Source organism: Actinosynnema sp. NPDC023794 (assembly GCF_040639675.1).
Taxonomy (GTDB): Bacteria; Actinomycetota; Actinomycetes; order Mycobacteriales; family Pseudonocardiaceae; genus Actinosynnema; species Actinosynnema luteola.
Map to the genome: position 1 here is coordinate 258675 of NZ_JBFAFR010000009.1, position 14740 is coordinate 273414.

12 protein-coding genes and 1 pseudogene are annotated in these 14740 nt (G+C 71.2%); 7 read left to right on the plus strand and 6 right to left on the minus strand.

What is annotated here, in order from left to right:
- The first annotated feature begins 84 nt into the window (after positions 1-84).
- Both AB0H12_RS21495 and AB0H12_RS21500 read left to right on the plus strand, forming a co-directional pair.
- A complete protein-coding gene (locus AB0H12_RS21495) occupies positions 85-1359 on the plus strand; it encodes an aspartate aminotransferase family protein (RefSeq protein ID WP_499624629.1) in 1275 nt (424 codons plus the stop codon).
- Positions 1356-2888, plus strand: a complete 1533-nt coding sequence (locus AB0H12_RS21500; protein ID WP_499624630.1) for a CoA-acylating methylmalonate-semialdehyde dehydrogenase — start codon at positions 1356-1358, stop codon at positions 2886-2888. Before AB0H12_RS21495 ends, AB0H12_RS21500 begins: the two co-directional genes overlap by 4 nt.
- Positions 2889-3186: 298 nt before the next feature.
- On the opposite strand, the gene AB0H12_RS21505 is transcribed toward AB0H12_RS21500, so the two are convergent.
- A complete protein-coding gene (locus tag AB0H12_RS21505) occupies positions 3187-5244 on the minus strand; it encodes an elongation factor G-like protein EF-G2 (protein WP_499624631.1) in 2058 nt (685 codons plus the stop codon).
- Between the two features lie 259 nt (positions 5245-5503).
- Here AB0H12_RS21505 and pdxS point away from each other — a divergent pair, with 259 nt between their 5' ends.
- On the plus strand, positions 5504-6451 hold the full coding sequence (pdxS, locus tag AB0H12_RS21510) for a pyridoxal 5'-phosphate synthase lyase subunit PdxS (protein WP_372470398.1): 948 nt from the start codon (positions 5504-5506) through the stop codon (positions 6449-6451).
- A gap of 111 nt (positions 6452-6562) precedes the next feature.
- On the opposite strand, the pseudogene AB0H12_RS21515 reads toward pdxS, so the two are convergent.
- Positions 6563-6769, minus strand: a pseudogene (locus tag AB0H12_RS21515) (type II toxin-antitoxin system VapC family toxin); the annotation flags it as partial.
- A gap of 84 nt (positions 6770-6853) precedes the next feature.
- Positions 6854-7411, minus strand: a complete 558-nt coding sequence (locus AB0H12_RS21520) for a helix-turn-helix domain-containing protein (protein WP_499624632.1) — start codon at positions 7409-7411, stop codon at positions 6854-6856.
- Positions 7412-7467: 56 nt separating this feature from the next.
- On the opposite strand from AB0H12_RS21520, the gene AB0H12_RS21525 reads away from it, so the two are divergent.
- Both AB0H12_RS21525 and AB0H12_RS21530 read left to right on the plus strand, forming a co-directional pair.
- Complete coding sequence (locus AB0H12_RS21525) at positions 7468-8145, plus strand: AzlC family ABC transporter permease (RefSeq protein WP_499624633.1); 678 nt, start codon at positions 7468-7470, stop codon at positions 8143-8145.
- Positions 8142-8450, plus strand: a complete 309-nt coding sequence (locus AB0H12_RS21530) for an AzlD domain-containing protein (protein ID WP_499624634.1) — start codon at positions 8142-8144, stop codon at positions 8448-8450. The genes AB0H12_RS21525 and AB0H12_RS21530 overlap by 4 nt, the downstream gene beginning before the upstream one ends.
- On the opposite strand, the gene AB0H12_RS21535 is transcribed toward AB0H12_RS21530, so the two are convergent.
- Together AB0H12_RS21535 and AB0H12_RS21540 are read right to left on the minus strand one after the other, a co-directional pair.
- Positions 8447-8824, minus strand: coding sequence for a DUF6292 family protein (locus AB0H12_RS21535; protein ID WP_499624635.1), 378 nt, complete (start codon positions 8822-8824; stop codon positions 8447-8449). The two genes, AB0H12_RS21530 and AB0H12_RS21535, sit on opposite strands and share 4 nt — an antisense overlap.
- Positions 8825-8862: 38 nt before the next feature.
- Positions 8863-10731 (minus strand): acyl-CoA dehydrogenase family protein, encoded by a 1869-nt coding sequence (locus tag AB0H12_RS21540; protein WP_499624636.1) that lies wholly within the window; start codon positions 10729-10731, stop codon positions 8863-8865.
- A gap of 261 nt (positions 10732-10992) precedes the next feature.
- On the opposite strand from AB0H12_RS21540, the gene AB0H12_RS21545 reads away from it, so the two are divergent.
- Complete coding sequence (locus AB0H12_RS21545; protein WP_499624637.1) at positions 10993-12570, plus strand: M28 family metallopeptidase; 1578 nt, start codon at positions 10993-10995, stop codon at positions 12568-12570.
- Between the two features lie 12 nt (positions 12571-12582).
- Here AB0H12_RS21545 and AB0H12_RS21550 read toward each other — a convergent pair whose 3' ends face one another.
- Positions 12583-13050: an Lrp/AsnC family transcriptional regulator gene (locus AB0H12_RS21550; RefSeq protein ID WP_499624638.1), complete on the minus strand. Its 468-nt coding sequence runs from the start codon at positions 13048-13050 to the stop codon at positions 12583-12585.
- Between the two features lie 74 nt (positions 13051-13124).
- Here AB0H12_RS21550 and AB0H12_RS21555 point away from each other — a divergent pair, with 74 nt between their 5' ends.
- A complete protein-coding gene (locus AB0H12_RS21555; protein ID WP_499624639.1) occupies positions 13125-14369 on the plus strand; it encodes a trans-sulfuration enzyme family protein in 1245 nt (414 codons plus the stop codon).
- Positions 14370-14740: the final 371 nt, after the last annotated feature.

Here is a 14740-nt window from a genome sequence, read left to right on the forward strand (position 1 = left end):
CCGGAAAGGGGTACAGGTTGTCCATGGCGGCCCTCCGCGCCGCCGACCACACTGCACTGGAGGGACCTACGACCGGAGGACGCGATGGGACACGAGGAGTTGCTCGCCCGGCACCGCGCGGTGATGCCCGACTGGATGGCCCTCTACTACGAGCGGCCGATCGAGCTGGCGAGCGCGAGCGGACGCCGCGTCACCGACCGTGAAGGCCGCACCTACCTGGACTTCTTCGCCGGCATCCTGACCAACGCGGTCGGCTACGACGTCGCCGAGATCTCCGACGCGATCCGGTCCCAGCTCGCGACCGGCGTGCTGCACAGCTCCACGCTCTACCTGATCCGCTCGCAGGTCGAGCTGGCCGAGAAGATCGCCGAGCTGTCCGGCATCCCGGACGCCAAGGTGTTCTTCACCAACTCCGGCACCGAGGCCAACGAGACGGCGCTCATGCTGGCCACCCAGTTCCGCCGCAGCGACCAGGTCCTCGCGCTGCGCAACTCCTACCACGGCCGGGCGTTCGCCACGGTCGCGATCACCGGCAACCGCGGCTGGTCGGCGTCCTCGCTCAGCCCGGTGAAGGTCAGCTGGGTGCACGGCGGCTACCGGTTCCGCAGCCCGTTCAAGGACCTCTCCGACGCCGACTACGTCAAGGCGTGCGTCGCGGACCTGCGCGAGGTGATCGAGACGACCACCGCGGGCGACGTGGCGTGCATGATCGCCGAGCCGATCCAGGGCGTCGGCGGGTTCTCCTCGCCGCCCGACGGGTTGTTCGGCGCGTTCAAAGAGGTGCTGGACGAGTACGGCATCCTGTTCGTCTCCGACGAGGTGCAGACCGGCTGGGGCCGCACCGGGGATCACTTCTGGGGCATCCAGTCGCACGGCGTGACGCCCGACGCGATGACGTTCGCCAAGGGCCTCGGCAACGGTCTCGCGATCGGTGGCGTGGTCGCGCGCGGCGACCTGATGGACTGCCTCACGGCCAACTCGCTGTCCACGTTCGGCGGCAACCCGATCGCCACGACCGGAGCCCTGGCCACGCTGAACTACCTGCTGGACCACGACCTGCAGGCCAACGCCGCCAAGCTCGGCGAACGGCTCATCGACGGGTTGCGCGACATCGCGGCGGACCGGCCCGCGGTCGGCGACGTGCGCGGCAAGGGCTTGATGATCGGCATCGAGATGGTGGGCCCGGATGGCGCGCCGGACGCGGCGCGGGCGGTCGCCGTGCTGGAGGGCACGCGGGAACGCGGGCTGCTGGTGGGCAAGGGCGGGCTGTACGGCAACGTCATCCGCCTCGCGCCGCCGATGAGCTTGACCGAGGACGAGGTCGAGGAAGCGCTCGGCATCCTGGAGGGCGTGCTGTGAGCACCACCATCGGCAGGATCACGCACTGGATCGGCGGCAAGCCGTGGGACACCGTCGGCGGAGTCGACGATCGGACCGCCGAGAGCGCGCGCTCCGGCGACGTGTACGACCCCGCGACCGGACAGGTGGCGAGCCGGGTCGACTTCGCCGACGAGTCCACTGTGGACGCGGCGGTGGCGGCGGCGCGCGAGGCGTTCGGGTCGTGGCGGAACGCGTCGCTGGCGCAGCGGTCGACCGTGATGTTCGCGTTCCGCGAGCTGCTGAACGCCCGCAAGGGCGAGCTGGCCGCGATCGTCACCGCCGAGCACGGCAAGGTGCTGTCCGACGCGGCGGGGGAGGTGCAGCGCGCGCTGGAGGCCGTGGAGTTCGCGTGCGGCATCCCGCACCTGCTCAAGGGCGGGTTCAGCGAGAACGCCTCCACCCGGGTCGACGTGTACTCGATCCAGCAGCCGCTGGGCGTGGTCGGCGTGATCTCGCCGTTCAACTTCCCGGCCATGGTGCCGCTGTGGTTCGTGCCGAACGCCATCGCGTGCGGCAACGCGGTGGTGCTCAAGCCGTCGGAGAAGGACCCCTCGGCGGCGAACTTCATCGCGGAGCTGTTCGCCGAGGCCGGGTTGCCCGACGGCGTGCTGAACGTCGTGCACGGCGACAAGGTCGCGGTGGACCGGCTCCTGGAGCACCCGGACGTGAAGGCGGTGTCGTTCGTGGGGTCGACGCCGATCGCGCGGTACGTCTACGAGACCGGCACCCGGCACGGCAAGCGGGTGCAGGCGCTGGGCGGCGCGAAGAACCACATGGTCGTGCTGCCGGACGCGGACCTGGACCTGGCTGCGGACGCGGCGGTGTCGGCGGGCTTCGGCTCGGCGGGCGAGCGGTGCATGGCGATCTCGGTCGTGGTCGCGGTGGACCCGGTCGGCGACGAGCTGGTGTCGAAGGTCGTGGACCGGATCGGGAAGCTGCACGTCGGCGACGGCCGCCGGCCCGGCTGCGAGATGGGGCCGTTGGTCACGGGTGCGCACCGCGATCGCGTGCTGTCCTACGTGGACGGTGGGCAGGCCGAGGGCGCGTCGTTGGTGGTGGATGGGCGGTCGCACGCGATCGACGGGGCCGCGGAGGGGTTCTGGCTCGGGCCGACGTTGTTCGACCACGTCGGCACGGAGATGGCGATCTACAGGGACGAGATCTTCGGGCCGGTGTTGTCGGTGTTGAGGGTGGCGACGTACGACGACGCGCTGGACGTGGTCAACGCCAACCCGTACGGCAACGGCACGGCGATCTTCACCAACGACGGCGGCGCGGCGCGGCGTTTCCAGAACGAGGTCGAGGTCGGCATGGTCGGCGTGAACGTGCCCATCCCGGTGCCGGTCGCGTACTACTCGTTCGGCGGGTGGAAGGACTCGCTGTTCGGCGACTCGCACGCGTACGGGCCCGAGGGCGTGCACTTCTTCACCCGCACCAAGGTGGTCACCGGCCGTTGGCTCGACCCGTCGCACGGCGGGGTGAACCTCGGCTTCCCGCAGAACACCTGACCACCGCGCGTGTCCTACGTTCACGGTGCGAGAGTCCTACGTTCAGGACGCGTGAGTTCAACGCTCAGGTCCGGCTCGATGTGACACGGGGCCCTTACGGGCACTCCAGGCAGCCCAAACCCGGCAGGCCCGGCGGGGAAGAGCGTCCCGCCGGGCCTGCCGGCTTCGACCAGCCCACAGCACCCGAACCCCTGTCAAATCGGGCCTCGGTGGTCGGATTCGGGTCCGCTGCGGGGTTGTTGGGTTGAGGCCTGGGTGAGTGGCTTGGCAGGGGGTGCGAGGGCATTGGGTGTTCGTGCTACTTCGCTTGTGCTGCCAGGGCCTGGGGGAGGGGGTCGTAGCGGCTGAATCGGCGTGTGTAGGTGCCGGTGCCCGAGGTGAGGGAGCGGAGTTCGACCGCGTACCGGAGTAGTTCGGTGGCGGGCACCTCGGCGCGGATCACCGTGTAGCCCGGGCTCTCCGCCTCCGTCCCGAGCACTCGGCCGCGTCGGCTCGACAGGTCTCCCAGGACGGTGCCGAGGTGGTCGTCGGGCAGTCGCACGGTCACCTCGTCGACGGGTTCCAGCAGGCACGTCCTGCCGTTGGCGGCGGCCTCCTTCAACGCCAGCGCGCCGGCGGTCTGGAAGGCGGCGTCCGACGAGTCGACCGAGTGCGCCTTGCCGTCCACCAGCGTGACGCGGACGTCCACCACGGGGTGGCCGCCGGACAGACCGCGTTCGAGCTGGGCCCGCACGCCCTTCTCCACGCTCGGGATGAACTGGTTGGGCACCGCGCCGCCGACGATCCGGTCCACGAACTCGAAGCCGGACCCGCGCGGCAGGGGGTCGACCACGATGTCGCACACCGCGTACTGGCCGTGCCCGCCGGACTGCTTCACGTGCCGTCCGTGGCCCTTGGCCTGGCTCGCGAACGTCTCCCGCAACGCCACCCGCACCGGCTCGGTGTCGACCTCGGCGCCACCCGCGCGCAACCGCGCCAGCACGACGTCCGCGTGCGCCTCGCCCATGCACCACAGCACCAGTTGGTGGGTCTCGGCGTTGCGCTCCAGCCGCAGCGTCGGGTCGCCCGCGACCAGCTTGCCCAGGTTGCGCGCCAGGTTGTCCTCGTCGCTGCGGCTGCGCGGGACGACGGCCACCGGCAGCAGCGGTTCCGGCATCTCCCACGGGGCCACGAGCAGCGGCTTCTCCGGCGCGGACACCGTGTCGCCGGTCTCGGCGGAGCCGAGCTTGGTCAACGCGCACAGGTCGCCCGCCACGCAGTACGGCACCTCGCGCAGGTTCGCGCCCAACGGCGAGTAGACGTGCGCCACCCGTTCGTCCACGTCGTGGTCCTCGTGACCGCGGTCGGCCATGCCGTGGCCCGACACGTGCACCGGGCGTTCGGGGCGCAGCGTCCCGGAGAACACGCGCACCAGCGACACCCGGCCCACGTACGAGTCGACCGCCGTGCGCACGACCTCGGCCACCAGCGGGCCGTTGGGGTCGGCCGCCAGGCGCGGCTGCGGGATGCCGTCCACGCCGGTCACCTCGGGCAGCGGGTGCTCCAGGGGAGAGGGGAACGCGCGGGCGATGCCGTCGAGCACCTCCGGCAGGCCGAGGCCGGTCACCGCGCACACCGGCATCACGGGGTGGAACGAGCCGCGCGCGACCGCCGTCTCCAGGTCCGCGACGAGCGTCGCCTGGTCGATCTCCTCGCCGCCGAGGTAGCGGTCCATCAGGGTCTCGTCCTCGCTCTCCGCGATGATCCCCTCGATGAGCGCGTTGCGCTCCTCCTCGAAGCGGGGGTCGTCGGTGGTGAGCAGGTTGACCAGCCCGTCGCCGTCGGGCAGGTACAGCGGCACGACGCCCGCGCCGAACGCCGCCTGGCACGCGGCGATCTCTCCCGGTATGTCGGCGCGCTGGTGATCGGTGCGGGCGACCACGACCGCCCGCGGCATGCCGACCATCGCGCACTCCTCCCAGAGCGCGACCGTGGCCGGGTCGACGCCTTCCGCCGCGCTGACCACGAACAGCGCCGCGTCGGCCGCCCGCAGGCCGGCGCGCAACTCGCCGACGAAGTCCGCGTAACCGGGCGTGTCGATGAGGTTGATCTTGATGTCGCCGTGCTGGATCGGGGCGACCGCGAGACCGACCGACCGCTGCTGGCGCACCGCGGCGGGGTCGTGGTCGCACACCGTGTTGCCCTCGGTGACCGATCCTGGTCGGGTCAGCACGCCGGTGCTGGCGAGCAGGGCCTCGGCGAGCGTCGTCTTGCCGGAGCCGGACGGGCCGACCAGCACGACGTTGCGGACCTTGGCCGGGTCGTCCACAGCGACCGCGCCTGCCGAGTGGCCGTTGTCGGAGTGTTTGCTGCCCATTGGGACCACCCTCCACAAGTATTTAGTGTTCGATCTCACACCCGCTGGGCGCGGGGGACAACCCCAAGCGGTCACACCCAACCCGGCAGGAGGAATCCGGACGGAGGCCGCGTCCACCTCCGCCGCACGTCGCCGCATCGCCGGTGGGTCCGCCGTCCAGTCGGCGGGTGGCGTACGCCACTACCTGCGAAGGAAGTGGAAGTGGCCTGCCGAGAACGTGCCTGATTGGCATGCCTCGGCGGTCCACGTCGGCCGTACCATGGGTGGTGTTCGCCCCCTACTTCGAGAAAGGCTGGTCGTGACCACTTCACCCGACGCCGGCACCCAGGTCACCGGCACTTCCCGCGTCAAGCGGGGCATGGCGGAGATGCTCAAGGGCGGCGTGATCATGGACGTGGTCAACGCCGAGCAGGCCAAGATCGCCGAGGACGCCGGCGCCGTCGCCGTCATGGCGCTGGAGCGGGTGCCCGCCGACATCCGCGCGCAGGGCGGCGTGTCCCGGATGAGCGACCCGGACATGATCGACGGCATCATCTCCGCGGTGTCGATCCCGGTCATGGCCAAGGCCCGCATCGGCCACTTCGTCGAGGCGCAGGTGCTCCAGGCCCTCGGCGTGGACTACATCGACGAGTCCGAGGTGCTGACCCCGGCCGACTACGCCAACCACATCGACAAGTGGCAGTTCACCGTGCCGTTCGTGTGCGGTGCGACGAACCTGGGCGAGGCGCTGCGCCGCATCACCGAGGGCGCGGCGATGATCCGCTCCAAGGGCGAGGCCGGCACCGGTGACGTCTCCAACGCCACCACGCACATGCGCAAGATCCGCGCGGAGCTCCTGCGGCTGCAGAACCTGCCCGCCGACGAGCTGTACGTCGCGGCGAAGGAGCTCCAGGCGCCGTACGAGCTGGTCCGCGAGGTCGCCGAGGCGGGCAAGCTGCCGGTCGTCCTGTTCACCGCGGGTGGCATCGCCACCCCGGCCGACGCGGCGATGATGATGCAGCTCGGTGCGGAGGGCGTGTTCGTCGGTTCGGGCATCTTCAAGTCCGGCAACCCGGCGCAGCGCGCGGAGGCGATCGTCAAGGCGACGACGTTCTACGACGACCCGGACGTGATCGCGAAGGTGTCGCGCGGCCTCGGTGAGGCCATGGTCGGCATCAACGTGGACGAGATCCCGGAGCCCCACCGCCTGGCCGAGCGCGGCTGGTGAGCCTGACGTGACCCGACGGCCCGCCGGACTCCCGGCGGGCCGTTCGTCGTGCCAGGAGACCGGGTAGACCTCGATCCGCGCCTGGTGACCGCTGGCGCCGGCCAGCTTCTTGTCGCAGGTGATGAGCGGTATGTCGAGTTCCTCGGCGAGTGCGACGTAGAGGGCGTCGTAGGCCGACACGGCATTCCGCACCGTCCAAGCCCGCCTCGTCGACACCCGAACGCTGACGCGGGTCACCGGGGCCGTGGCGATGTGCTCGAGGTGGCGGCTCGCCTCGACCTCGGGGACCTCCCCTCGTCGGGCCATGCCGCGCAGCACCCTCAGCGCCTCCGCGCCGAGGCAGTCCGCATGCAAGATCGATCGGCCGAGCGGCCGCCCGCCTGGATCGCTCGAACGTGCGTTCTAGACGTGCTCCGAGACCAGCAGGGCGGTGGTCCCCTGTTCGAGTGCCTGGGCCGTGTGCGGGACGTCGCCCGGGTAGAGCACGTAGTCGCCCGGACCCAGTTCGACCGGCTCGGTCTGCGGGCCGGCGAGCATGCGGCCCGTGCTGACGATCACGTGCTCCACGGTACCCGGCATGTGCGGCTCGGACTCGCGGGCCGGACCCGGCTCCAGTTGGAGCATGTAGATGTCACGCCGGGCGCCCGGTGGGCACGACGCGAGCAAGGTCGCGGTGTAGTGGGCGCGTTCCGAGTAGATCGCCGGACCCTCGCCCGCGCGGATCACCCGGATGCGCGGCGTCGGCGGGTCGACCAGGCGCGAGAACGGCACGCCGAGCGCGACGCCGAGCGCCCAGAGGGTCTCCACGCTGGGGTTCCCGCTCGCCGACTCCAGCTGGGACAACGTGGACTTCGCGATACCCGCCCGCTTGGCCAGCTCGCTCAACGACAGCCCGACGCGCTCGCGCTCACGGCGCAGCGAGGCGGCGATGACGTCGAGCGGCGCCCCTGTGTTCGACATGACAGTCCAATCGTTCGGCTTGACGAACGCCTTGTCACTGTTCATCGTAAAAGACGATGCGTTCGACATGGCGAACTCTTGATGCCGAGCTGCTGCGTGACGTCGCCGCGGTAGCCGCCGGCGCCGCGGTCAGCGGCGCCTCGTTCGGCGCGATCTCCACCGGCGCGGGCCTGCCGTGGTGGCTGCCCGTGGTGATGTCGCTGCTGGTCTTCGCGGGCGGCTCGCAGTTCATGGCGGTCGGTGTGGTCGCCGCGGGCGGCAGCCCGGCCGCCGCGGTGCTGGCCGGGCTCCTGCTCAACGTCCGCCACCTGCCGTTCGGCTTGGCGGTCGGCGACGTGCTGGGCAAGGGCCTGCTGCACCGGCTCGTCGGCAGTCACCTGCTGATCGACGAGACGACCGCGTTCGCGCTGGCCCAGAGCGACCCGCGCAGGGCCAAGGCCGCCTACTGGTCGTGCGGCGTCGCGCTGTTCATCGCCTGGAACGTCGCCGTGGTCGCGGGCGCGCTGGTCGGCCAGAACATCGGCGACCCGGCCGCGTTCGGGCTGGACGCGGCGTTCCCCGCGGCCCTGCTCGCGCTCCTGCTGCCCGCGCTCAAGGACAAGGCCACCCGGCACGCCGCCCTGCTCGGCGCGGCCCTCGCCCTGGCCGCCACGCCGTTCCTGCCCGCCGGCGTCCCGGTGCTGTTCGCGCTGGGCGGCCTGCTGATCACCGCACGACAGGAGATCAAGCCGTGACGCTGACCGCGGTCCTGGTGCTTGCCGTCGGCACCTACGCGTTCCGCCTGGCCGGGCCGCTGCTGCGCGACCGCCTCACGCTGTCCGACCGGGTCAAGCTGCTGATGTCCACCTCGGCGACCGTCTTGCTGTTCGCCCTGGTCGCGACGGCCACGTTGACCAAGGGCCAGGGCTTCGCTGGCCTCGCCCTGCCGATCGGCGTCCTGGTCGCCGGTGTCGCGGCCTGGCGCAAAGCGCCGTTCGTCGTCGTGGTCGTGCTGGCCGCCGTGACGACCGCGGGCCTGCGGTTCGCCGGCGTGTCCTAGAGGTACTCGCGCAACCGGCCGGCGAGCCGGTGGCGGTCCTGGGTCGCGCCGAAGTCCGGCTCGGCGCCGCTCGTCCGGCCGGCCAGCACGTCGTCGACGAACTGCGCCACCTCGTCCGGCGGCGGCACGAGCGGTAGGCCGAGGTGCGCCACGACGACCGGCTTCTCGGTCGGATCGGTCTCCACCGCGATCGACCAGCCACGCCGCTCGTTCCACAGCAGCATCAGGTCGCGCCCCGGCCCTTCCAGGCCGAGGTACGCGGTGGCGGTGTCACTGACCTCGAACTCGGTGCCCTCGGGTGGCACGCCGATCTCCTCGGCCACCGCTCGTACGTACCGGGCCAATCCGAGGCTGATCAGCGCACTCTCGTCCATACCTCTCATTCTGGACCTCTCCGCGCGCTCCCGACCGATCATCCGGCGATCGGGGCCGTGAGCCACGTCTCCGGAATGCCGAACGCGTCCACCAAGATCCGCGCGTGGGGCCGCAACCGGCCGCACAACTCGTTCACCGCCTGGGACACCGCCTTCGCCCGCTGCGGCGTGAGCCGGCCGTGCTCCAGGAACCACGCCCGGTCCGCCTCGATCGTGCTCAACGCGTACAGGTCGCACACCTGGTCCAGCAGTGCCGTGGCCTCCGCATCCCCGCACCGGTCCACCGCCGCCACGAACGCCTCCAGCACCACCCGGTCCACGTGGGCGCGCGCGGCGTGCAGCACGTGGTCCTGCGCGGCGTTGAACACGTCGAACGCGTCGTCCCGCGACGCGCGCCGCAACCTCCGCGCCAACCCCTCCAGCACGTGCTTCTCGCGGTCCTCGAACTGCCGCACCTGCCACCCCCGGTCCAGCAACGCGTCCGAACTGCCCGACACCAACCGGTCGATGATCGCCCGCGCCGCCGTCCGCTCGATCACCACACCCACCGCCTGGTCCGCCACGAACCGCGCCATGCCCCACGGGTCCAGGTCGCCGACGTGATCGCGATAGCTGGTCAGCAACCCCTTCGCGACCAACTGCAGCAGCACCGTGTTGTCGCCCTCGAACGTCGTGAACACGTCGGTGTCCGCCTTCAACCCGGCGATCAGGTTCTCCGACAGGTAACCGGCCCCGCCACACGCCTCCCGGCACGTCTGGATCGTCGCCGTGGCGTGCCAGGTGGCCACCGCCTTCAACCCCGCCGCCCGCGACTCCAACTCCCGCTGCTGCCGGTCCTCGGCCACGTCGTGCAGCGCCGACACCAGCTCCTCCTGCGCGAAGTGCAGCGCGTACGACGTCGCCAACGCCGGCAACAACCGCCGCTGGTGCGCGAGGTAGTCGAGCACCACGACTTCCTCGCCCGTGTCGGGCCGCGTGAACTGCCGCCGCGCCTCGCCGTACCGGATGGCCAACGCCAGCGCCTTCTTCGTCGCACTGCCCGCACCACCGGCCACACTGATCCGCCCGCGGACCAACGTGCCGAGCATGGTGAAGAACCGCCTGCCCTCACCCTCGATCGGGCTGGAGTACGTGCCGTCCGGCGCGACGTCCCCGTACCTGTTGAGCAGGTTCGCCCGGGGCACCCGCACCCGCTCGAACCACAACCGCCCGTTGTCCACGCCGTTCAGCCCGGCCTTCGGCCCGCAGTCCTCGATGCGCACACCCGGCATCGGCGCACCGTTCTCATCGCGAACCGGCACGAGCACCGCGTGCACGCCGTGCGTCACGCCACCCGTCACCAACTGCGCGAACACCACCGCCATCCGCCCGTCTCGCGCCGCGTTGCCGATGTAGTCCTTGCGCGCCGACGGGTCCGGCGTGTCGACGACGAACTCCTCGGTGTCCGGGTCGTACGTAGCCGTGGTGCGCAAGTGCTGCACATCCGACCCGTGCCCGGTCTCGGTCATCGCGAAGCAACCGGGCAACTCCAACCCCATGATCGCCCGCAGGTGCCGATCGTGGTGCTCCACCGTCCCCAACGCCTGCACGGCACCACCGAACAGCCCCCACTGCACCCCCGCCTTCACCATCAACGACAGATCGCCGAACCCGAGGACCTCGAACGCCACCACCGACCCGCCGACATCGCCCTGCCCGCCGTACTCGGCCGGGAACCCGATCAACGGGTGCCCACCGGCCGCCAACACCTGCATCTGCTCCCACACCCAGGCCCGGTAGTCCTCGCGCCCCAGGTCACCAGCCGGCTTCACCCCGCCGAGCAACTCCAACGACCCACGCCGCAACACCCCCCACCGCCCGTCGAGCAGTTCCCGCAACGCCCCGACCCCACCCGCAGTGATCCCCATACCCCTTTGCTAACACAGGTCCACCCCACCGGCCCGCCGACAACACCCACCCATCCCCTCCCACTCCTCCCCGTCCACTGGCACGCCCTTCCCGAAACCCGGACCGACAACGGACCGGGCGCGTCCCCACCCGGCTGTCATCCTGCTGAACCGCGCGTCCGGCGAGGGCGCTTTCGTCCTGAGCTCTTACTCTGATCGGAGTAACACACCACCACCTCCGGGCGACCCCATCAGTGGAACCTGTCACTCCGGAGGCAACCCATGACGTTCCGTAACCGCCGCAGGCCGACCACGGTCATCGCCGCGCTCGCACTGACCGCACCACTGCTCGTGACCAGCCCCGCGGTCGCCGACCCCAACAACAACTCACCGGCCAAGCTCACCAAAGCCGTCACCCTCGACGGCGTGCTGCGCCACCTCGACGCGTTCCAGGCCATCGCCGACACCCACGGCGACCGAGCCGCCGGCCGGCCCGGCTACCGGGCCTCGGTCGACTACGTCGTCGACACCCTGACCACCGCCGGCTACACCCCCACCGTGCAGCAGTTCGACTTCCCCTACACGGAGGAGAAGTCCGAACTCGAACAACTCGCACCCACCCCCACCACCTACGTCGTCGACCGCGACTTCACCCGCAACAACTTCACCCCGACCTTCGTCGGCGAAGCCACCGCACCGGCCTTCCCGGTGGACGTCGTCATCCCGCCCGGCCCGACGCCGAACTCCAACAGCAGCGGCTGCGAGGCCGCCGACTTCTTCGGCTTCCCGATCGGCGGCATCGCGCTGCTGCAACGCGGCACGTGCGGCTTCGCCCAGAAGACGCTGAACGCCCAGGCCGCGGGGGCGTCCGGCGTCGTCCTGTTCAACGAGGGGCAGCCGGGCCGCACGGGTCTGTCCACGCCGATCGGCGACACCCCGGGCCTCGCGATCCCGGTCGTCTTCGCCACCTACGCGGTCGGCGAGGCGCTCGCCGCCAACGGTCCCCGGATCGTCCGGGTGAAGGTCGACTTCTTCTCCGAACCACGCGCCGCGTGGAACGTGTTCGCCGAGTCGCGCGAGGGTCTGGCCGACAACACGGTGATGGCCGGCGCGCACCTCGACAGCGTGCAGGACGGCGCCGGGATCAACGACAACGGCACCGGTTCCGCCGCGCTGCTGGAGACCGCCGTCCAGATGGCCAAGGTCAAGACCGACAACCTGGTCCGGTTCGCGTGGTGGGGCGCCGAGGAGGAAGGTCTGCTCGGCTCCGAGCACTACGTCGCCACCCTGCCGCGAGCCGAGCTGGACCGGATCGCGCTGTACCTGAACTTCGACATGGTCGGCTCGCCGAACTACTTCAACGGCGTCTACGACGGTGACAACTCCAGCGGCACCGCCCCGCCCGGCTTCATCCCGCCCGGCTCGGCGGAGATCGAGGACGTGTTCGAGAAGTTCTACGCCGACCGCGGCGTGCCGTCGGAGGACACGGAGTTCTCCGGCCGGTCCGACTACGGCCCGTTCATCCAGGTCGGCATCCCGGCCGGCGGCCTGTTCACCGGTGCCGAAGGCATCAAGACCGCAGCTCAGGCGGCCCGCTACGGTGGCGTCGCGGACGCCGCGTTCGACCCGTGCTACCACCAGCCGTGCGACAGCCTCACCCCGGTCGACGACGGCGCCGACCCCGCGCTGTACGCGCAACTGGACGCCGCCTACGACCTGCGCGGCAACGTCAACGCGGTGGCCCTCGACGTCAACTCCGACGCCATCGCCACGGCGGTCATCACCTTCGCCTTCGACACCTCGACCGTGAACCACGTGCGCACCCTGGGCGAATCCCACTCAGTGCGCATCACCTCCTGACCAACCCGCCCATCACCTATCACCACCCGCCGGCGGCACGGTGTGCTTCCGGACGTGCTGGAACAGCAGGTTCGTCTGCACCTCGCTGACCTCCCGGCGGGTGGTGAAGCGGTCCAGCACGAGGCGCTGCAGGTGCGCCGTGTCCGACACCGCGACGTGCACCAGGAAGTCCTCCGGCCCCGCCACGTGCGACATCGCCAGCACCTCCGGCAACGTCAGCACGTAATCCATGAACGGCTCCACGATCGCCCTCGTGTGCGGCCGGACCCGCACCGCGATGATCGCCTGGACCGGCCGTCCGATGGCGGCCAGGTCGACCTCCGCGTGGTAGCCGGTGATCACGCCGCGCTCGCGCAGCGACCGGTGCCGGACCACGCACGTGGACGCCGCCACGTTGACCCGGTCCGCCAAGTCCTTGTTGGGCAGCCGAGCGTCCTTCTGGAGCTCCTGCACGATCGCCGCGTCCACCGAATCCAGCACAGCAAAACCCTCCCGTGCCCGAACAACCTGCGGAACTCTCCCGCACCAGCCGACGATATGTCCAAGATTCGCGCATGACCCGGTTGCGAACGACGGCGGTGCACGGTGGGCGCGACGATCTCGCCGACCTGGGCGTGCACGCCCTGCCGATCGACCTGTCCACCACCTACCCGATCCCGGACCAAGCCGAGGGCGGCCACGCGCTGCAACACCTCGCCGAGGGCGCGGCGCACGCCGCCTCGCCGGTCTACTCCCGGCTGCACAACCCGACCGTGGCCCGGTTCGAGCAGGCGCTCGCGGCGCTGGAGGGCACGTCGGCCGCCGTGGCGTTCGGCAGCGGCATGGCCGCGGTGACCGCCGTGGTGCAGGCCGCGTGCGTGCTGACCGGCAAGCCGCACGTGGTCGCCGTGCGCCCGATCTACGGCGGCACCGACCACCTGCTGTCGTCCGGCCTGCTCGGCGTGCGCACCACCTACGCGACGGCCGACCGCGTCGCCGACGCGGTCACCCCCGACACCGGCCTGGTGGTCATCGAGACACCGGCCAACCCGAACCTGGACCTGCTCGACATCGCCGCGATCGTCGCAGGGGCGGGCGGCGTCCCGGTGATGGTGGACAACACGTTCGCCACGCCCGTGCTCCAGAACCCTGCCGCGCTCGGCGCGACCTACGTGCTGCACTCCGGCACCAAGTACCTCGGCGGGCACGGCGACGTGCTCGGCGGCGTGGTGGCGTGCGCCGAGGAGCACGCCGGGCCGTTGCGCCAGATCCGGATCATCACCGGCGCGGTGCTGCACCCGCTGGGCGGCTACCTCATGCACCGCGGCCTGGCCACGCTGCCGCTCCGCGTCGAGGCGGCCCAGCGCAGCGCGGTCGACCTGGCCGCACGGCTCGACGCACACCCCGGCACGGGCCTGGTCCGGCACCCGAGCCTGCCCGGCGCCGACCCGGCCGGCCTGATCGGCACGCAGCTGCGCGGTCCGGGCGCGGTGCTGGCGTTCACCACCCGTGAAGACCCGACCGCGGTCGTGCGCAGGCTGGAGCTGATCACACCGGCCGTGAGCCTCGGCTCGGTCGACACGCTCATCGAGCACCCCGCCGCGCTGACCCACCGACTGGTGCCCGACACCGCGCGCGAGGCGTCCGGCGTGCCGGCCAACCTCCTGCGCCTGAGCGTCGGACTGGAGGACGTCGAGGACATCTGGGACGACCTCGACCGCGCTCTCTCCGGGTACGACCGCGCCCTCTCCGGGCATTGTGAAGAGGATTACATCAAGTCTTCCTCAAGCGATTTCCGAGAACGGGCCGCGAGCCACTAGCGTTTCGCCGTCATGGTGTGAACCGGGCGCGCGCAGTCGGCCGCCGTCGAGTGCTCCAATCGGGCCGATCGGCAGCCGGACCTGCTACAACAGGCCACCGCGCGCCTCGGGTCGCGCCATGTCGCGAAGCCGGTGAACGCGATGAATGGCTATTCGGCCTTCCGAATTCCGCCGCGGACCGAACCCGACCGGTGCCGACCGGACCAGTGCCGGCCGAACCGCACCCGAAGGGACCGGACCGGACCGGCGGATCGCGTTCCCGCTTCCCGTGCTCGCCGCGCCATCCTCCGCTCCGCGGTGCGGGCGAGCCGCCCGAGCCCGTCGTGGGGGGGGCCCCCGCGCCCGCGCGCGGGGGGCGGGGCGCGGGCGGG